Annotated in this window: 16 protein-coding genes; 7 read left to right on the forward strand and 9 right to left on the reverse strand. The window is 44.5% G+C overall.

Features of this window, described 5'->3' with window-relative positions; all coding sequences use genetic code 11:
* Positions 1 to 7 precede the first annotated feature (7 nt).
* Positions 8 to 565: an oligoribonuclease gene (gene orn / locus FTV08_RS08550; RefSeq protein ID WP_005107901.1), complete on the reverse strand. Its 558-nt coding sequence runs from the start codon at positions 563 to 565 to the stop codon at positions 8 to 10.
* A gap of 125 nt (positions 566 to 690) precedes the next feature.
* On the opposite strand from orn, the gene rsgA reads away from it, so the two are divergent.
* The 4 genes from rsgA (at position 691) to secB (ending at position 3,023) form a co-directional block, all read left to right on the forward strand.
* The gene (gene rsgA, locus FTV08_RS08555) at positions 691 to 1,749 is read left to right on the forward strand and encodes a ribosome small subunit-dependent GTPase A (RefSeq protein WP_180087098.1); all 1,059 of its coding nucleotides are present in this window, start codon (positions 691 to 693) and stop codon (positions 1,747 to 1,749) included.
* Between the two features lie 93 nt (positions 1,750 to 1,842).
* Positions 1,843 to 2,250, forward strand: a complete 408-nt coding sequence (locus tag FTV08_RS08560) for a rhodanese-like domain-containing protein (protein WP_004647440.1) — start codon at positions 1,843 to 1,845, stop codon at positions 2,248 to 2,250.
* Between the two features lie 21 nt (positions 2,251 to 2,271).
* A complete protein-coding gene (gene grxC, locus FTV08_RS08565; RefSeq protein ID WP_004278388.1) occupies positions 2,272 to 2,526 on the forward strand; it encodes a glutaredoxin 3 in 255 nt (84 codons plus the stop codon).
* Positions 2,527 to 2,564: 38 nt separating this feature from the next.
* Positions 2,565 to 3,023: a protein-export chaperone SecB gene (gene secB, locus FTV08_RS08570; protein ID WP_004647439.1), complete on the forward strand. Its 459-nt coding sequence runs from the start codon at positions 2,565 to 2,567 to the stop codon at positions 3,021 to 3,023.
* Positions 3,024 to 3,198: 175 nt separating this feature from the next.
* Here the strand turns inward: secB and FTV08_RS08575 are convergent, their stop codons facing one another.
* The 7 genes from FTV08_RS08575 to FTV08_RS08605 all read right to left on the reverse strand — a co-directional run bounded on the left by FTV08_RS08575 (position 3,199) and on the right by FTV08_RS08605 (position 13,109).
* Positions 3,199 to 4,005, reverse strand: coding sequence for an enoyl-ACP reductase (locus FTV08_RS08575; protein ID WP_180087099.1), 807 nt, complete (start codon positions 4,003 to 4,005; stop codon positions 3,199 to 3,201).
* 127 nt (positions 4,006 to 4,132) lie between these two features.
* Entirely contained in the window at positions 4,133 to 4,954 is an 822-nt protein-coding gene (locus FTV08_RS08580) for a TatD family hydrolase (RefSeq protein ID WP_180087100.1), read from the reverse strand.
* Positions 4,951 to 5,913, reverse strand: a complete 963-nt coding sequence (locus tag FTV08_RS08585) for an RsiV family protein (RefSeq protein ID WP_180087101.1) — start codon at positions 5,911 to 5,913, stop codon at positions 4,951 to 4,953. Before FTV08_RS08585 ends, FTV08_RS08580 begins: the two co-directional genes overlap by 4 nt.
* Before the next feature lie 44 nt (positions 5,914 to 5,957).
* Positions 5,958 to 6,782 (reverse strand): hypothetical protein, encoded by an 825-nt coding sequence (locus FTV08_RS08590; protein WP_180087102.1) that lies wholly within the window; start codon positions 6,780 to 6,782, stop codon positions 5,958 to 5,960.
* Between the two features lie 111 nt (positions 6,783 to 6,893).
* The gene (locus FTV08_RS08595; protein ID WP_004647433.1) at positions 6,894 to 8,486 is read right to left on the reverse strand and encodes a peptide chain release factor 3; all 1,593 of its coding nucleotides are present in this window, start codon (positions 8,484 to 8,486) and stop codon (positions 6,894 to 6,896) included.
* 144 nt (positions 8,487 to 8,630) lie between these two features.
* On the reverse strand, positions 8,631 to 10,487 hold the full coding sequence (locus FTV08_RS08600) for a bifunctional diguanylate cyclase/phosphodiesterase (protein WP_180087103.1): 1,857 nt from the start codon (positions 10,485 to 10,487) through the stop codon (positions 8,631 to 8,633).
* Positions 10,488 to 10,922: 435 nt separating this feature from the next.
* A complete protein-coding gene (locus tag FTV08_RS08605; protein ID WP_005245962.1) occupies positions 10,923 to 13,109 on the reverse strand; it encodes a carboxy terminal-processing peptidase in 2,187 nt (728 codons plus the stop codon).
* A gap of 200 nt (positions 13,110 to 13,309) precedes the next feature.
* Between FTV08_RS08605 and nagZ the strand changes: the two genes are divergently transcribed.
* Together nagZ and FTV08_RS08615 are read left to right on the forward strand one after the other, a co-directional pair.
* Positions 13,310 to 14,332 (forward strand): beta-N-acetylhexosaminidase, encoded by a 1,023-nt coding sequence (nagZ, locus tag FTV08_RS08610; protein ID WP_180087104.1) that lies wholly within the window; start codon positions 13,310 to 13,312, stop codon positions 14,330 to 14,332.
* A gap of 123 nt (positions 14,333 to 14,455) precedes the next feature.
* Entirely contained in the window at positions 14,456 to 15,319 is an 864-nt protein-coding gene (locus FTV08_RS08615) for a class I SAM-dependent methyltransferase (protein ID WP_180087105.1), read from the forward strand.
* Between the two features lie 28 nt (positions 15,320 to 15,347).
* Here the strand turns inward: FTV08_RS08615 and FTV08_RS08620 are convergent, their stop codons facing one another.
* Positions 15,348 to 16,685: an alpha/beta fold hydrolase gene (locus FTV08_RS08620; RefSeq protein ID WP_005103184.1), complete on the reverse strand. Its 1,338-nt coding sequence runs from the start codon at positions 16,683 to 16,685 to the stop codon at positions 15,348 to 15,350.
* A gap of 322 nt (positions 16,686 to 17,007) precedes the next feature.
* Between FTV08_RS08620 and FTV08_RS08625 the strand changes: the two genes are divergently transcribed.
* Positions 17,008 to 18,273: a glutamate-5-semialdehyde dehydrogenase gene (locus FTV08_RS08625; protein WP_180087120.1), complete on the forward strand. Its 1,266-nt coding sequence runs from the start codon at positions 17,008 to 17,010 to the stop codon at positions 18,271 to 18,273.
* The last annotated feature ends 420 nt before the right edge of the window (positions 18,274 to 18,693 follow it).

Consider the following 18,693-nt stretch of genomic DNA (forward strand, 5'->3'; position numbering starts at 1 on the left):
ATCGGAATTAATCTTTATTCATGATGAAAAAATATTCACGATAGTATTTCAATTCCGCAATCGAATCACGAATGTCATCCATCGCCAGATGCGAGGCATTTTTCTTGAGACCGCTCATGATTTCCGGGCGCCAGCGTTTGGCCAGTTCTTTCACTGAAGATACATCCAGATTACGGTAATGGAAATACTGCTCCAGTTCAGGCATCAGGCGGTGCAAGAAACGGCGATCCTGACAGATCGAGTTACCACACATCGGTGAAGATTTTGGATTGACCCATTTTTTCAGGAATTCAATAGTTTGCTGTTCGGCATCCTGAGCGGTCAGTTTACTGCGACGTACACGTTCAATCAGACCAGACTGGCCATGCTGGCGAGTGTTCCACTCATCCATGGCATTTAACAGACGTGCAGGCTGATGTACCGCAAGCACAGGACCTTCTGCCAAAATATTCAAATTGTCATCGGTTACAATTGTTGCAATTTCAATAATTTGATCATTGTCTGTGTCTAGACCTGTCATTTCAAGGTCAATCCAAATCAGGCGGGTATCAGCGGTGCTGCTCATAAATGTGCAATCTTATTGGGTTTAAAAACAACTATAGTAGCAAATTAATTACATCTTGGGTGTCATTCAGGGGCTGCTTCATGCTATTTTTGCCATCTGATTTACCCGGTTTTTTTAGGATATGAATGGCCTTAATACGTAAGCGTCGTCTGACAGAGCAACAACAGCGCCGCATTCAGAAACAACAGAAAACACGTCAAGAAGATCTCGATACCTCCAGTGATCTTGAAGGTTTAGTGGTGCAACATTATGGCCGCCAACTTGAAGTGCAAGCTTTGTCTCGCCCTGACATTCACCCTGAAAAACCTGTGGTCGCCGAGGGTGAGCCTGAACCTTTCTGGAAAGAGATTGAACTGGACAGCGTCTGGCGCTGTCATACCCGGACCAATCTGGATTTATTGGTAACAGGTGACCGGGTCAAATGGCAAGCCGATCCGAATACCGGTTTAGGGATTATCACCGCGATTCATCCTCGCAAATCCTTATTGACCCGTCCTGACCGCTATCACAAGGTTAAACCGGTCGCGGCCAATATTTCACTGATTGTCATTGTCTTTGCACCCTTGCCTGAGCCAGCGCCGGGTCTGATCGACCGTTATCTGGTGGCCTGTGCTGATGCTGATATTCCTGCGCTTCTGGTAATGAATAAAGCCGATTTGTTAAAAGAAAACGATCCGATTCTGACTCTGCTGCAAGAATATCAAGATCTCGGTTATGAAGTGATGCAGACCCAATCCGATGGCGACCTAAGCGCTTTATCTAACCGTCTGGAAAATGAAACCGTGGCCTTTGTCGGTCAGTCCGGTGTCGGGAAAAGTACGCTGATTAATGCGATCGTGCCGGATGCGGCACAGAAAACCAATATTATTTCGGAAAACTCGGCGCTGGGTCAGCACACCACGACCTCAACGCGTTTGATCGGTTTTGGGGAAGGCGCGGCCCTGATTGACTCTCCGGGAATTCGTGAATTTGGCCTGTGGCATCTGACTTTAGATAAGGTACAAAGCGGCTTTCCTGAAATTGAAAATCTGCTCGGACATTGTCAGTTCCGTAACTGTACCCATAAGCATGAAAAACAATGTGCTTTGCGTCAGGCTGCTGCCGCAGGTGAAATTTTACCGCGCCGACTGGACAGCTATTTACGTTTAATCGACGAAATCACTGAAGCACAGCAAAAAAATTAATTTTCTTAACCCTTGGCCCTTGAAGCGGTGATTTTGATCACCATATTTATGAGCTATACTCTTGGCAATTTTAAAATTGTAATTAGGTGAATTGTGGAACGTTGGTTCGAGTTTATGGGGAATCACCCCTTCTTATTTGGAACACTCGCGGTATTAGTGGTTTTGTTCTTCATTATCGAAGGTCAACGTAACGGTCGCAAAATTTCTCCGCAATCGCTGGGAATTTTAGTCAAAGCAAAAAATGCCATGCTGGTTGATCTACGTGATGCTAAAGACTTCCGTGAAGGTCATATCAGCGGCAGCCGTAATATTCCATATAGCCAGATTACAAAACATGTTGAAGAGCTGAAAGCATCTGATCGCCCTTTGGTGTTCATTTGTAACCTTGGACAGGTGGCTGGTACTGCATTACAGCAGGTTGGTCATGCCGATGCCTACCGTCTTGATGGCGGCGTCAGCAACTGGAAAGCTCAAGGTTTACCTTTGGTGAAAAGCAAATAATCCACGAACAGGAGATTGATCATGGCTGAAGTTACTATTTACTCGACGACAGTGTGTCCTTATTGCGTGCGTGCAAAACAGCTACTGGAACGTAAGGGTGTGGCATATAAAGAGATTAACTTGTCTCAAGAAGCGCCTGAAGTACGTCTTGAATTGATGCAGCGTACCAATCACCGTACCGTGCCACAAATTTTTATTAATGATCAGTTCATCGGCGGTTTTGACCAGCTTTATGCTTTAGAGCGTGAAGGCAAACTTGATGAATTGCTGGCTTAACCTTACTAAAATTATCACTTCATATTAAGGATCAAAAAATGAGTGAAGAACAACAAGCTCAACCACAATTGGCATTAGAGCGTATTTATACCAAAGATATTTCTTTTGAAGTTCCTGGGGCGCAAGTTTTTACCAAGCAATGGCAACCTGAGTTAAACATCAATCTTTCTTCTTCTGCAGAAAAAATTGATGAAACTCATTTTGAAGTAGCTTTGAAAGTCGTGGTTCAAGCGACCAACGAAGGTGATACCGCGTTTATCGTTGATGTCACTCAAGCTGGTATTTTCCTGGTGGATGGCGTTGAAGAAGAGCGTCTTCCATACATCCTAGGCGCATACTGCCCGAACATCCTGTTCCCGTTCCTACGTGAAGCAGTGAATGATATGGTGACTAAAGGTAGCTTCCCACAATTGCTATTGACTCCAATCAACTTCGATGCTGAATTTGAAGCCAATATGCAACGTGCCCAAGCCGCTGCTGTGGATGGTCAAGCTTAATCGCTGTCATTCAAATCTAAAAAAGACCGCTTATGCGGTCTTTTTTATTGCCTTGAGTGGCCTCCCCCTTTATCAAAGGGGGAATGAGGGGGATTTTAATCGTTTCCTCACTCAGAGGAAGAAGTCATTCCCCTCTCTCTAACTCTCTCCCTGAGGGAGAGAGAACTTATAGGATTTATTCCGCATCCGCCATCAAATCAGCGCTCATACCCACGGTATTAAAACCAGCATCAACATACAGGATTTCACCAGTAATCCCGTTAGCCCATGGCGAGCACAGGAATAATGCGGCATTACCGACATCTTCAATCGTCACATTACGTTTCAGTGGAGCAACTTTCTCATTCAGGTCAAGCATTTTACGGAATGATTTAATACCGGAAGCTGCCAAAGTACGGATTGGACCCGCAGAGATCGCATTCACGCGAATACCTTCCTGACCCAAGCTAGACGCCAAATAACGTACGCCAGCTTCTAAAGAGGCTTTGGCCATACCCATCACGTTATAGTTTGGCATTACACGCTCAGAACCTTGGTAGGTTAATGTTAGCAAACAACCTTGACGGACTTGCAGCAAAGGTTTTGCCGCGCGTGCCATTGCGATAAAGCTATAGGCACTGATGTCATGCGCAATATTAAAACCTTCACGATCCGTGATTTCGGTAAAGTCGCCATCCAGTGTATGTGCCGGTGCAAAACCGATAGAATGCACTACGCCGTCCAAACCATCCCAGTGTTTAGAAAGTTCAGCAAATGCCTGGTCAATTTCAGCATCGACTGCCACATCACAAGGAAAAACCAGTTTTGAACCAAACTGTTCAGCGAAGTCATCTACCCGCTTTTTCAGCTTTTCATTTGGATAAGTAAAAGCCAATTCAGCACCTTCACGATGCAATGCCTGAGCAATACCAAAAGCAATCGATAATTTACTCGCAATGCCCGCGATCAAGAAGCGCTTACCCGCCAAAAGTCCTTGTGCCATGTGAATCTCACCTAAAAAAATGTATATGGCATGATGCCAAGTCTGGAGCATTTTAGAAATTGCATAATGCACCTTTTTTTCTATTTATGATGAACCGGGAATTTAAGACCGAGTTAAGAGCGTTAAATTAAATGGCCAGATGCAGGGCCTGATGAGTATTTTGCCAGAGCTGTTCAGCCAGTTCCTCTTTGTGCATATGTAGACTCTTTGCCAGTCCTTGCAGCACATAAGGTAAATTTGCAGGTGTATTTCGGGTACGTTGCTCGGTCGAGCTTTGACAACAGAGTGGCGTCATATCCGGACAGTCAGTTTCCAATACCAGATGTTCTGGTCCGACATACTGCACCACTTGATGAAGTTTTTTGGCATTTAGATTGGTGATTTGCCCGGTGATGCCCAGTTTGAATCCTAATTTGATAAAGGCCTTGGCTTCCTCAATCCCACCACCAAAGGCATGCGCAATGCCGCCCTGTTTAAACTGCTGTTGTTTTAAAATCTGCAAAACCTCCGCATGTGATTTGCGGATATGCAGCAAAACCGGCTTATCGAATTGCTGTGCCAGCTCCAGTTGTGCAGCAAAAAAATCTTTTTGTTTCTGGAAAATTTCAGCCTGTTTGTGCTGTTTTAAAAAGGTATCCAGACCGATTTCGCCAATGGCAATACAATGCTCATTTTTAAGCAGCTGCTCCAGCTCCTGTAAATGATCGGTCTGGTGCTGTTCAATATAAAACGGATGCAGGCCCGGCGCTAAATGACTTTGCGGTGCATTTTCCAGGTCATTGATAAATTGATGGGTTCTTAACAGATCCGCAAAACGGTTTTGCAAAAAACCAATTAAAACCAGATGCTCGACCCCTGCCGCTTTGGCCGCATACGCCAACTGTTCCCGATCAGGATCAAAATCGGGAACATCAAAATGGGTATGCGTATCAAACAGTTTTAAGGTCATTTGGCTTTTGCAGCAGGTGCTGGCTGTGCCTCAGAGGCAGCTTTTTCAGTTTGAGGCAGATATTCAGGTTTCAGTACACCTTGTAGCTGCTCATAAGGAATCATTAAACGTGGCAAGCCAACCACATATGGTCCAATTTCATATTCGGCATATTGCAAGACCAGACCTTGCTGGGCCAGATAAAAATTATCAGTAAGCTTGAACTTCCAGGCCTGTTCATATTCCGCCACATCTTTGGCCAGCTTGGATTCTACCACCCAGTTTTTAAACGCATCATAAGCGCGTGCTTCCAGTTGGGCTTTCTGTTTGGCCGCAATAATGTCATTCAGCTTGACCAGTTTCTTCTGCTCTAGATCAAAATTATAATAAGTCTGTGCAGATGCGCCGTGTGCTCCCCCCAGATAATAACTGCTGTTCAGAACCACGGTCGCCAACGGATCTCCTGAATTCAAAATCTTGGGCTTAATCATCAGGCTAATACTATGACTGGCACTCAGGGCCTTGAGCTCTTTATCCAGATTCAAGAAAGTCTGCATATAAGGTTGAGTTTGCTGCTCAAGCTGCTGTTTTGGTGTCACCACTGTTGCTAAAGCAGCTTTGGGTTCAGAGGCAGCAACTTCTGCTTCGCTGGCAGCGCTCACTTTTGCCGGTTCAATCGCATCGACAGACAGGATATTTTTCAACTGTTGCAGAATCTGCTGGTCGATCCATTCATCAATAAAGCTCTGATTACTGTTCAGACGTTCGATCGAGATTTCCGGACAGCTTTTGTCTTCACATTCTGGAATCGCCAGCTTGAGCTTTTCGGTATCGCCGCTGAGTTTAAGTGCTTCAGCTTCGGCTTGTAGCACCTCGGAAGCACTTGATTCTTCCGGCTCATTACTCTTCGGCTGGCAGGCACTCAGCAAGATCGCTGATGCCAGGATGGATAGACAAAAGATATTCTTGTATTTTGGCATTCATTCACCTTTTTGGAACCTGTACGCTTGCAGGATCATGAGCTTTAAAACATATGCTGATAGATATCAGCTTTCAAGACCTGTTGTGTTTGTTGTTTTGTTAAATAAATATCCAGTTGTTTGGCATCTTTGCTAATTTCATGGCTGCGAAAATGCAGCCCAATGCCTTCCTGATCAAAGAACCAGTCAGCCTGTCCCCAATACAGTTTTTTCGGCGCTTTCTGCTGAACTTGCTGATCGTTTTCTTTGAGCCATGTATCATAGGCTTGCTGAATAATCTGATCCATTACTAACTGTTGCTTAGGATCGACAATATCCAGTGGGGTTAGCATTTTCTGCTGGCGACGATCAGCCACAAAAAAATAATAGCGCTCATGCACGCTGACATTTTCCTGTTTGGTATCGACCCCAATCTGCATCAATACATATTGATTGCGTTGGTAAGGAATACGGGTATATAGCGATAACTCATAAGCCTTGTTCAGATTGAGCTGCGCCTGCCACGCATCCGATTTTTTTACATAGGCATTGATCGCCTGCTGTAAATTCATGTTCTGTTTCAAGCCGATTTGATCCTGAATCACTTTGGCCTGCTGCTTTTCAATCCATTGGTTCATCCATGGATCAACCGTATGCAAGGTCTGAATATCCAGATTGATACAGTTTTTATTTTCACAAAATGGCAAGGCAATTTTAGCCGGCTGCTCTTGAATATTCAGATAAGGCAAAACATCTGCGGTCTGCTGAGCTGCGGTCATTTTCTCATTTTGCGGAGTATTAACAGGCTCTTTTTCGCTTTGATCACAGCCACTCAGGACAAGACTTAAACCAATCACAGAACCGAGGACGACTTCCTTGCTGAGCTTCATTCTCTTTGCTATATCTATCGAGTTATTAATTGCTTAAATGTAGCATAAAATAAAACAGCTTCCGGAGAAGCTGTTTGATATTTTTAAACTTTAGCTGCGAAGCCTGAAATTTTAGTGTTCACGCGTATTGTGGAACACGATGTCCGGATAACGTTCTTGCATGAGCTGTAAATTCACTCGGCTTGGCGCAAGATAAGTTAAATGACCACCGCCATCGACAGACAACTGGTCATGGGCTTTTTTCTTGAATTCGTTGAATTTCTTCTCGTCATCACAAGATACCCAACGCACTGTGTTGATACTGACCGGTTCGTAAACACAATCCACCTTGTATTCTTCTTTCAGACGGTAAGCCACCACTTCAAACTGTAGCACACCCACCGCACCCACGATCAGGTCGTTGTTATTCTGCGGCATGAATACCTGGGTCGCGCCTTCTTCTGAAAGTTCTTTCAGACCTTTTTGCAACTGCTTGGATTTTAATGGATCCTTCAAGCGGACACGACGGAACATTTCCGGCGCAAAGTGCGGGATACCGGTGAACTGAAGTTTCTCACCCGAGGTAAATGTATCACCAATCTGGATGGTGCCATGGTTATGCAGACCAATAATATCACCCGGCCAAGCTTCTTCCAGATGCTGACGATCACCGGCCAAGAAAGTTAAGGCATCGCTGATGCGCACATCTTTATCCAAACGTACATGCTTCATCTTCAAGCCTTTTTCATACTTGCCTGAACAGATCCGCATGAAGGCAATACGGTCACGGTGTTTCGGATCCATATTGGCCTGAATTTTAAAGACAAAACCGGTGAAGCCTTCTTCATCAGCTTCTACAACACGATCTTGGGTCGGATGGGCTTTAGGAGATGGCGCATATTGACTGAAGGCATCCAGAACATGGTCGACACCAAAGTTACCCAAGGCTGTACCGAACAGAACAGGCGTTTGACGACCCGCCAGGAATTCTTCACGATCTAAAGGTTCGTTGGCCATTTGTACCAGTTCAAGCGATTCTTCAAATGCCGCCCAAGCCAGCTCACCGACTTTCTCACGAAGATCAGGATAGTCATAACCATCACGCACTTCGATCTCGGTAATCACTGAACCGAAACCGGCTTTATACACGTAGAATTTTTCTTCGATTAAATTAAATACACCTGCAAAATCACGGCCTGTACCGAGCGGCCAGGTGATCGGGACACATTTAATTTTCAGAACGTTTTCGATTTCATCCAGAAGCTCAAGCGGTTCACGGATTTCACGGTCCATTTTGTTGACGAATGAGATGATCGGAGTATCGCGCATCCGACACACTTCCATCAGTTTAATGGTACGGTCTTCGACACCTTTTGCACCATCAATCACCATCAGCGCAGAGTCTACTGCGGTCAAAGTACGATAAGTATCTTCCGAGAAGTCCTCATGTCCCGGGGTATCCAGAAGATTGATCATCTTGTCTTTAAAAGGAAATTGCATCACCGAAGTCGTGATCGAGATACCACGCTCTTTTTCCATTTCCATCCAGTCCGATGTTGCGGCCCGGTCAGATTTACGGCTTTTTACCATCCCGGCCACCTGAATGGCCTGACCCCATAACAGCAATTTTTCTGTCATGGTGGTTTTACCGGCATCGGGGTGGGAAATAATAGCGAACGTACGTCGCTGGGCGACTTGTGCCGCCAGTTCTTGCTTAAAGCTCATGAAATATACCTACTGCTCAATGCACAGCATTCGAGATCAAATTCGATCAATATGAAAAAAATTGGCGATATTGTAGCAGAGTTTCAGGGTAGAGTTCCGTGAGCCATGTTGTCTATCTATCCTGACGCTCAATGAATTAGAGCGCTATTCATGGAATTGTAAGTTTTCTAGTCGTTGTTCATCTCCCGGCAAGCCCAGCAAAAAGCCTTGTAACTGTTCACAACCGAGCCGGGTTAAAATTTCTGCTTGCGCTTCTGTTTCAACACCTTCGGCGGTCACCACCAAGCCCAGTTTTATGGCCAGCTGAATAATGCTTTCCAGAATCATTTCTTCTTTGGAGCCGACTGCCAGATTTTTGATAAATTCCCGGTCAATTTTTAACTCATCTACGGCGAAATTCTTTAAATAGAGAAAACTGGAATGCCCTGTACCAAAATCATCAATGGCTAGACGGATGCCCATTTGTCTTAAGCGCTTAAAGCTGCGCATACTCACATCAATATGATGCATGGCAGTCGATTCAGTAATCTCGATCATTAAATGCTGAGGACTGATTTTATATTGTGCAAATAACTTTTCTAAAGTACTAAACAGATGCTTATGTTCAAATTGTACCGCAGACAAATTGACCGCGATAGGGAAAAATTCAGTATGTGTCCGTTGCCATTTTTGAATCTGCTGACAAGCCAGTTCCAATGCCCAATAGCCCATTTGAATAATCAATCCAGTTTTTTCAGCCGCATTGATAAACAGATTCGGGCCGAGCAAACCAAACTGGGGATGGTTCCAGCGAATTAATGCCTCTACCCCACACAAGCTACGATCCTTGGTCCGAAACTTGGGCTGATAAAACAGCACAAACTGCTGCTCTTCCACGGCTTTATATAGGTCATTAATCAGGGTGCTTTGGCTTTTGCTTTCATCCTGGTCGGTAGAATAATTAAAGACTGAATAGGTATTGCGTCCCTGATACTTGGAACTCAGCATCGCGGCATCAGCATTGACCAGCAGATCCTGTAAATTTTTGCCGTGCTCCGGATACATGGCAATACCAATACTGCCCGAGATATGAATACTCTTGCCTTCAATCAGGAAACTTTCCTGAATCAGTTCAAGAATCTGTTCTGACATTTTTGCAGCTTTGGCGACTGAAGTATTTTCCAGTACCAGCAGAAATTCATCCCCACCGATTCTGAGCAGCTTGGAATGATGGCCTAATAACAGATGAATCCGCGTGGTCAATTGAATCAGCAACTGATCGCCGACCAGATGGCCAAACACATCATTGACTGCCTTAAAACGATCCAGATCGATATATAAAAAAGCAATTTCATGCTGCTGTTCGGACTGACCTGAAAACAGCAGATTTGCATATTCAGCCAGATACAAACGGTTAGGTAATTTGGTCAGATTGTCCTGAATGGTCTGATTTTCAATTTGTTGATTGGCCCATGCAAGCTGACGGTTGCGTAATCCCACACGCAGTTCGGACACGATGATACACATCAGCGTTACCAGCAGCAATCCACTCATCAGTATCATGGCCAGAAATAGCTGATCATGTGCCTGAACTAATTCCGGTGACTGTTGCATATGGGCGGCAGTAAAATTGAATGACATCATGCTAATAGAGTGCATGCCAAAGATGCTGAGTGCGATCACACCTAATACGAGAACTGACCAGAAAAATGACCAGGTACTTCTGGTACTTAACCAGAGGATAAACATAGAGGCAATGCATATCACCAGAACAGACAGGAGCAGCATCCCCCAATCCAGCTCGTATTTATTCAGCACAAAACTTGCTGTCAGCCCAATAAAATGGATCAACCAGATGAATAGACCCAATAGCATGGCGGTTAGCATTAAATTGAAGGTTTTAAAGTTTGGCTGTGAAGCGCCTGAAGCAAATTTTTTAATCCGTGCGATGAGATAGCAAGCGACCAATGCAGAAAGAACGGACCCGATGAGCAGACCAATATCATGCTGAATATCAATCATATAAAATGTTCCCCAGCGGTGATCATTTTTATTATGCTCTGCACTGATATTTCCATTTTCACCCGGTCAAATTTGAGCTCAGTAAAATCTCAAGACTGACCATCTATGCAAGCCAATTGGTCTGCAACAACATCAGTCTTAACTAAAATTTAGAATTTATATTTCTTTCTTTTGAAGTTGAGAATTGCCTCAAAAATAAGACTCAACAGAAAAATAAAATACAACTTATATATTAGAAGTGTTTCAAATTTAAGCAAATATTTAACTTCATTTTTTTAGCTCATTTATTCGATCACCATCACAATTTTTTTCTTTTTATTTAGACAGATGGTACTTCATAGCAAAATTTTATTTGTTCTTTCGTGCAGATTTGCAAAATAAAAAAATAGCCTGTCGAAACAGGCTATTTTTATCAACGACCAATGAGGCTAAAACTTAGGGTTTTGCTTGTAATTTAGCATAGTCCAGTAACACATTTGCCGCTTCAATCACAAACGCTTCTTCTTCAGGCAGAGCCGGACGTTCTTTGGCCTTCATCTTGGCACGTGTTTCAATCAAGGCATCCAGTGAAGCCTGATAACTTTCCCAGTTTGGATAAGGTTTCAGACCTGTTGCAGCACGACGAGTGTTTTCTGCGTCCAGCGTTTTTTGCTCCATGGCAATCAACTCAGCTTTACGCTGTTGCAAGTCCAGTACCTGACGTTTCTCTTCTTCAGCTTTCTTCATCACGGCTTTACGCTGTTCTAAATACTTGAACTGAGAATCCAGTGTGACCCGTTGCTGAGAAAGTTTAGCCAATTCAGGAACGTATTTCTGTACTGCACCTTCGCGTTTAAATGGTGCCGTTGGAATAGTATCCCACTGCAGGGCATTTTTGGCCTTACGCTCACCAAACTCCTCGTTATAAATATCGACCAGTTTAATGTCCGGAACGACCCCTTTATTCTGGGTACTGCCACCGGTCACACGGTAGAATTTACGCTGCGTCAATGTCGCCTGACCATGCGCCAAACTATCCAGTTGCACCTGTGCTGTACCTTTACCGGTGGTGGTACTACCAATCACAATCCCGCGTTCATAATCCTGAATCGCAGCAGAGTAAATTTCACTGGCCGATGCAGAGGCAAGATTCACCATCACTGCCAGTGGACCTGCATAGGTTTGTGCGCCGCCATCATCATCCTCAAAGACGCTGACATTGCCATTGCCATCACGGATCTGTACCACTGGACCAGACTTGATTACCTGCCCCAACATACGTGCCACTTCTTCCAGTGAACCACCTGGGTTATTCCGCAAATCGACAATAATCCCGGCAACATTCTTCGCCGCGAGTTCTTTCAAGGCTTTGTTGGTATCTTCAGATACCGAGCGATAATCCGTACCGGCACGGCGTGCACGATAGTTCAGATAGAACGACGGAATTTCGATCACACCATATTGATATTTTTTACCATCACGTTGAATGTCGACTACACGTGTACGTACCCCAGCATCTTCTTCCTGAATCACGTCACGGGTAATAGTCACATTACGTGCCTGCCCCATGGCAGCACCCGCACCGAGTAAGCGTAAAGTGACTTTCGTGCCACGTTTACCACGAATCAGACCGACAATTTCATTACTTGGCCAGCCAATGACATCAACCATCTGCTCGCCGTCTTGCGCCACACCAATGATACGATCACCTGATTTCACCTGACCAGATTTGCTGGCCGGACCACCTTCAACGATGGTTTCAATCTTGGTGTAATCTTCATTGCCACGTTCTGGACGAATCGATACGCCGACGCCTTCCAGCTGTAAAGTGGTCTGACGATTCAGTTCCATCGCATCCACAGGCGGGAAGTAATTACTGTGCGGATCATAAGTCAGCATCATCGCGTTCAGTGTCTTGTCGAGCACATCATCACTTTTGACGCGGCTAAGACGTTCCAGCTGACGGGTATAACGCTTGGTTAAGGTTTGCGCAGGCGTTAGATCTTCAGGACCCGTGAGGTCTTGTCCATTGGCCAATTCCGGATTGGCTTTCAGAGCTTTCTGCTTGGCCAATTCCTCTTCTTTACTGATGGTCAGATTGATCAGCTGAGACACCAGCATTTTTGACCAGTGCGCGCGCTGTTCAGCTTCAGTTTTAAAGAAAGGTGCTTTTTCACGATCCGTTTCGATATAAACATTTGGCTGATTCAGATTCTGCGGTTTTTTCAGCTCATTCAACATGTAGGTGTAGAACTGGTGCAATCGCTGTTGATATTGCGCATGCATTTCATAAGGACCAGACAAATTGCCGGCTTTCAGATTGGCACCAAAATTGGCACCATAGCGTTTCTTATAGTTTTCAACTTCTGGAGCCAGAAACAGACTGTGCTCCGGATCAAGACTATCAATATAGAAATCAAAAATACGCTGCGAAGTCTGGGCATCCAGACGCATATTTAAATAGTGCTGACGGTCAACCAGGGTTGCCAGCTGACGTGACACCAGCGCCTGCTCTTGAGATGGCTGAATTGCTTTACTGACCACTTCATTACTATTGGCCGCAATCGCATCATTCACTACATGGGTAAAAAAGAATCCACCTGTCGCAATCGCAACTGCGCAAGCTATAGTTTGAAATTTCATAAATAATTCGTACTTCCTTGGCCTAGAGACCAATGTGACCGTGTTGCTTTTCGACCAGAATTTAACGTATTCAGCATCTTAAACAACTTAATATGTTTATGTCGTGTAGTTTTATCATATTCTGTGCTGACAAAGTGTAGCAAATCATTGCAGAATTCAGGTATTGTTTTCTCCGAAAAACTCTAAAACGGATTCCGCATATGATTGGCGCATTGATGCTCGACATCGCAGGCACAACCCTCACTCAAGAAGATATTGAACTATTAAGTGCGCCGCAAGTCGGTGGAGTGATTTTATTTGGTCGCAATATCGAATCTCCGGCCCAAGTCCGTGCTTTGACCGATCATATGCGTCAGGTGCGTCCTGATATTTTAATTGCGGTCGATCAGGAAGGCGGTCGTGTTCAGCGTTTAAGACAAGGCTTTACCCTACTGCCTGCCATGGGAAAATTTGGCGAACTTTATACGAGCGATCCACAACGTGCCCTAGAACTGGCTGAAAAATGCGGCTGGCTGATGGCGACTGAAGTGCTGGCTGTTGGCATTGATTTCAGCTTTGCACCGGTACTGGACTTGAATGACATCAGTGATGTGATCGGTGATCGTAGCTTTGCCCAAAATATTCAGGACATTATTCCACTCGCCAGTGCATTTCTAAAAGGTATGAAACGTGCCGGTATGGCTTCAACTGGTAAACATTTCCCCGGTCATGGCTCGGTCAAAGCGGATTCGCATGTTGCTGCAGCAATTGATACGCGCTCCTATGCAGAAATCCAGCAAAAAGATATGCAAACATTTATCCAACTGCAACCACAACTGGATGCATTGATGCCGGCTCATGTCATCTATAGCCAGCTTGATCCAAATCCGGCAGGATTCTCGGAATTCTGGATTCAGAAAGTTTTACGTCAGGAGCTGGGCTTTGACGGTGTCCTGTTCTCGGATGATTTAAGCATGCAGGCAGCATGTGTCGCAGGCGGTGCCGATGCCCGAATTCAGGCCGCCCTTAAAGCTGGTTGTGATATGGGGCTGGTCTGCAATGATCGTGCGGCACAATGTATAGCACTGGAAGGAATTGAAAATCTGCCCCTCCCGAACCAGCAACGCCTGGAACGCATGCGCGGCAACATCCCGAACATCCAGATTGGTGATGAACTGGATCTGGGTGAAGAATGGCGCGAGATCCGTAATGAAATACTGGCATTTAAACAGCAATCCAGCTAAAACTTTTTAAATCCAATCAATATGAAAAAGGGACACGACAAGGTGTTCCTTTTTAATTATAGTAATGAAAAGGTTACACTATTATTTAATCAACTTAAAAATAACAATAAGGTCAGAACAAATATGACAGACTCACTTTCGCAACATCGCCATATTTCTTTTACGGCGCACTATACCGGCTATATCTGGTATCAAATGGGAATCTCACATCCAGCCTTTGCTACATCCAAAGGCAAGTTTCTGGCCAAACTGCTTCATCCACTTGAATCCTGGGCAGAACGTCATGTCGGCGGTAGCATGCGGACTACACTTAAGCAGCGCCATCAGATGATTGATGAGCATCTGTGTCAACTAATTGAGCAACACCCACAACTTCAGGTTCTTGAAATTGCCTGCGGACTATCTCCACGCAGCTGGAATTTCAGACAGAAATTTCCCGAGATTAATTATCGTGAACTGGATCTGCCCGATATGGCCGAGATCAAGACGCAGGCTTTACAGCAAATTGATCAGCATGCACCTGAAGTCCTGACTGCCGATATTTTTAGTGAAGAACTGGACTGTATTTTTCAGATGTTTGACCGCAACCAGCCCTTAGTGGTCATTAGTGAAGGACTGATTAATTATTTTGATCAGCAGATGTTACGCATTCTGATGCAGGGTATTACAGAAAATGCGCAGTATTTCCCGGCAGTTCACTATCTCAGCGATATTTACCCCGAACCGGTGAAAAATAAACTAGCGAACTTTATCTGGAGCAGTAGCCGTCTGCTTAAATTCATGTCTCGCAGTGCGTTTACCTTCCATTTTAAATCCCCTCAAGAACTACAGCACTTTTTTCAAGATGCAGGATTTGACCAGGTTGAGGTACAACAACCACAACGTTATTTTGCCGAGCCTCATCAGCCAAACCCGACTCATGAACAGGATGAACATTTAGGTGATCTGGTCTGGATGATTCATGCCGTGAAAAAAAACAGCGTTTAAGTACGCTGTTTTTTAATGCTGCTGTTTTTTAAATTGCTGCATCAAATACTTCAGTTTGTGACAGTACTTTTTGCATTTGTACAAAGCGTAATAAGCGTTCTGCAACTTCAAAACTGCCATGTTTGAATAAAGCACGCAGCTGAGTATCATCCTGTTCAAAGATCAGGCACTCAATCTGAAATTCCCCAACTTCATCTTCCAGATGCAAGGCCAGATCACGTGGATAAGCTGTTGCGCATACTGCCTGTTCTACATCTAACTCCAGCAATACCCCAAAGAAATTCATGTCCACGATCTCTGCTTTTAAAATGAGATCAGAATGACGATGACTGAGGAAACGCTGTGAATCTTGCACCTGAATCCGCTCTTCACCGCGACGTTCAAGCTGCTGTATCTGCTCAGGGCTAAACGGAATAATTCCCGGCAACTGATCGACCGGTTCATCACGTAAGAAGGTTGCAAACAGATGCATGGTTTCTTTACGACGTTGTAACTGCGGTACATGATCGGCGCCTGCAATTTGTACATACTGCATATTCGGACATTGCAGGGCAAAATTGGCATTCTCATGTGGCAAGGTAAAACTGTCATATTGCCCACATGCCACCAGCACTTTGCACTGTGGAATCGGCACATTGGTCAGACGCAATAAACGGTTGCAATTGATATCATAACGATCCTGTTCGGTGGCCGTAAATTCCGCCATCTGTTTAAAGAACAAACGCTTTGCAGTCGGTGACATCCGGGTTTCTGTTAAACGTGCATGATTCACCAGGTACAAAATGACGGCCTGACCAAATTCATCCATACGCTGTTCTTTCATTAGATGCAAAGACTCTTCCAGCAGCATCCGCCAGCTTTTACGGGTTTTCTGCATCACACCCATCAGGATCATCCGATCGACCAGTTCAGGACGCTGATCTGCCAAACAGGAAGCCACCACTGAACCCAAGGACATGCCTAGAATTGCCACTTGCGGCAGCTGCATCTGTTCCAGCCAGCGCCCCAGCATCGCAGCAAGGTCTTCAAGCTCCAGTGTTCCGGCAGACAGCCCCGTATCGACATTACTAATCTGCTGGTTGGCCCCCATGGACGGTAGGTCAATCAGAATGATGGGACCTGCATCAAAAAGCTGTTCTACACAGTATTTGTAGGAATTAAAATTCTGGAAAGCTCCCCCAATAATCACCATGGGTCTTAAATGTAAGGTATCCGGACGGGCGATCGCCATATATTCGATTTTCCAGCCCTCCATCCAAGTCGTACGTGGCGGCTGCTTAAAACTGTGCTTATCATAAAGATCAAAAAAGCCCTTATGGCTAGGTTGTTCCAATACATGGGCATCCATATGAATGATGGAATTCATATTCCTTTTCCTCCGTCCTTGCCTTATTTTTATTGTGCAAGTCATGCTTAACAGATCTTATATTTCAGGCACATTCCGGTGTGCCTGAACACGCATCCTGCTCTTTAATAGTTATAAATGACATCAATGTCGCGTGTTTCATTCTATACAGAGCTGCTTTTCACAAGCAACCGCTTGATTGACCACTTATCTGCTTTTAAACAGAAAACAATTTCAAAATGTTTAGAAGTCTGCGAAAACGGATGATTTTTAACAGATGGGCTTCATTGTGCAGCAACAGGCTGTTAATATCGAAATGAAATTTCTAAGTGATCAAACCGCTATGCAAGAGTCTATTGAACAATACATGCAAACGGTAGGACAGCAGGCACGCCAGGCTTCTCGCATTTTGGCTCGCGCGTCCACCCAAACTAAAAATAATGCGTTATCCGCTATTTATACGGCTTTGGAAAATAGCCAGGCTGCTATTTTGGCTGCTAACCAGAAAGATATGACCAAGGCGCATAACAACAATCTGGACTCAGCCCTGCTTGATCGCTTAGAACTCAACCCCGCACGCTTTAAAGGTATGTTACAGGGCCTTAAAGATGTCATTGGCTTGAAAGATCCGATTGGTGAAATTAGTGATATGGCTTATCGCCCATCCGGGATTCAACTGGGCAAGATGCGTGTGCCTTTGGGTGTGGTCGGCATGATCTACGAGTCACGTCCTAACGTCACGTTGGAAGCTGCATCACTCGCACTCAAATCAGGCAATGCCATTATTTTACGGGGTGGCTCAGAAGCTCTGGAATCAAATCAGGCCATTGCTGTCGCGATTCAGCATGGCCTGAAAGTCGCAGGCTTGCCTGAGGCTGCCGTACAAGTGGTAAACACGACTGACCGCGCTGCTGTTGGCCAGTTGATTACCATGACCGAATATGTGGATGTGATTGTGCCTCGTGGCGGCAAGAGTCTGATCGAACGGATTACCGAGGAAGCACGTGTGCCGGTCATTAAACATTTAGATGGCAACTGTCATGTCTATGTGGAAGCTCAAGCAGACTTGTTAAAAGCCTTGCCGATTGCGCTCAATGCCAAAACCCATCGCTATGGCGTATGTAATGCCATGGAAACCCTGCTGGTCGATGAAAAAGTCGCTGAAGAATTCTTGCCACGCATCGCGGAGCTTTACCAAGAGAAAAAAGTCGAACTTCGTGGTTGCCGGGAAACCCAGCGTATTCTTGGAGATGCAGTAATTACAGCCACTGAAGAAGATTGGTATATCGAGTATCTGGGTCCTATTCTGGCGATCAAAGTCGTTTCTGGTATAGAAGAAGCCATTGAGCACATTAACAAATATGGCTCGCATCATACTGATTCTATTATTACAGAAAACTACAGTCTGGCTCGCGAATTTCTGGCGGGTGTAGATTCAAGTTCGGTCATGATCAATGCCTCTACTCGTTTTGCAGATGGTTTTGAATATGGCTTAGGCGCAGAAATCGGAATTTCGACCGATAAAATCCATGCTCGTGGCCCAGTCGGTCTTGAAGGCCTGACTTCGCAGAAATGGATTGTCTTTGGCGATGGTCAGATTCGCCAATAAGTATTCAGATCGCTAACTTAAAAACAGCCTCATTTATGAGGCTGTTTTTTTATGGACAGAAAAATTGACACTGAAATAGATGGATTAGAACCTTCGGGTCATTTTATTGATGAATCTCTTTATAGAATTGTATTTAGAAACAATATTTGCCTTTTCAGGCGCTAAACTAAAAACCAATCTGTTCTAAAATTAAATTTAAGCAGAATTGAGTATTCTTATTGATTATATTTTCAGCATCATTTTATTTATAAATGAAAACTATGAACTGATAAATTTTAGTTATTATTGTTAAATCGGTCGATAATGCTTAAGTCTAATCTGCTAAAGTCTATCTAGGACAGAAAAAAAACAAATGTTAAAACATATTCATTGATCTGGATTGCTGCTTCATTGTCCGCAATTGGGTCAAGCAAATGGACG

The organism is Acinetobacter sp. YH12226, assembly GCF_013417805.1.
GTDB lineage: Bacteria > Pseudomonadota > Gammaproteobacteria > Pseudomonadales > Moraxellaceae > Acinetobacter.

Excerpts from the sequence above, each read along its gene's own strand:
- orn (WP_005107901.1), bottom strand. The coding sequence starts at position 565 with ATGAGCAGCACCGCTGATACCCGCCTGATTTGGATTGACCTTGAAATG.
- rsgA (WP_180087098.1), top strand. The coding sequence starts at position 691 with ATGGCCTTAATACGTAAGCGTCGTCTGACAGAGCAACAACAGCGCCGC.
- grxC (WP_004278388.1), top strand. The coding sequence starts at position 2,272 with ATGGCTGAAGTTACTATTTACTCGACGACAGTGTGTCCTTATTGCGTG.
- secB (WP_004647439.1), top strand. The coding sequence starts at position 2,565 with ATGAGTGAAGAACAACAAGCTCAACCACAATTGGCATTAGAGCGTATT.
- FTV08_RS08575 (WP_180087099.1), bottom strand. The coding sequence starts at position 4,005 with ATGGCACAAGGACTTTTGGCGGGTAAGCGCTTCTTGATCGCGGGCATT.
- FTV08_RS08580 (WP_180087100.1), bottom strand. The coding sequence starts at position 4,954 with ATGACCTTAAAACTGTTTGATACGCATACCCATTTTGATGTTCCCGAT.
- FTV08_RS08585 (WP_180087101.1), bottom strand. The coding sequence starts at position 5,913 with ATGCCAAAATACAAGAATATCTTTTGTCTATCCATCCTGGCATCAGCG.
- FTV08_RS08590 (WP_180087102.1), bottom strand. The coding sequence starts at position 6,782 with ATGAAGCTCAGCAAGGAAGTCGTCCTCGGTTCTGTGATTGGTTTAAGT.
- FTV08_RS08595 (WP_004647433.1), bottom strand. The coding sequence starts at position 8,486 with ATGAGCTTTAAGCAAGAACTGGCGGCACAAGTCGCCCAGCGACGTACG.
- FTV08_RS08600 (WP_180087103.1), bottom strand. The coding sequence starts at position 10,487 with ATGATTGATATTCAGCATGATATTGGTCTGCTCATCGGGTCCGTTCTT.
- FTV08_RS08605 (WP_005245962.1), bottom strand. The coding sequence starts at position 13,109 with ATGAAATTTCAAACTATAGCTTGCGCAGTTGCGATTGCGACAGGTGGA.
- nagZ (WP_180087104.1), top strand. The coding sequence starts at position 13,310 with ATGATTGGCGCATTGATGCTCGACATCGCAGGCACAACCCTCACTCAA.
- FTV08_RS08615 (WP_180087105.1), top strand. The coding sequence starts at position 14,456 with ATGACAGACTCACTTTCGCAACATCGCCATATTTCTTTTACGGCGCAC.
- FTV08_RS08620 (WP_005103184.1), bottom strand. The coding sequence starts at position 16,685 with ATGAATTCCATCATTCATATGGATGCCCATGTATTGGAACAACCTAGC.
- FTV08_RS08625 (WP_180087120.1), top strand. The coding sequence starts at position 17,008 with ATGCAAGAGTCTATTGAACAATACATGCAAACGGTAGGACAGCAGGCA.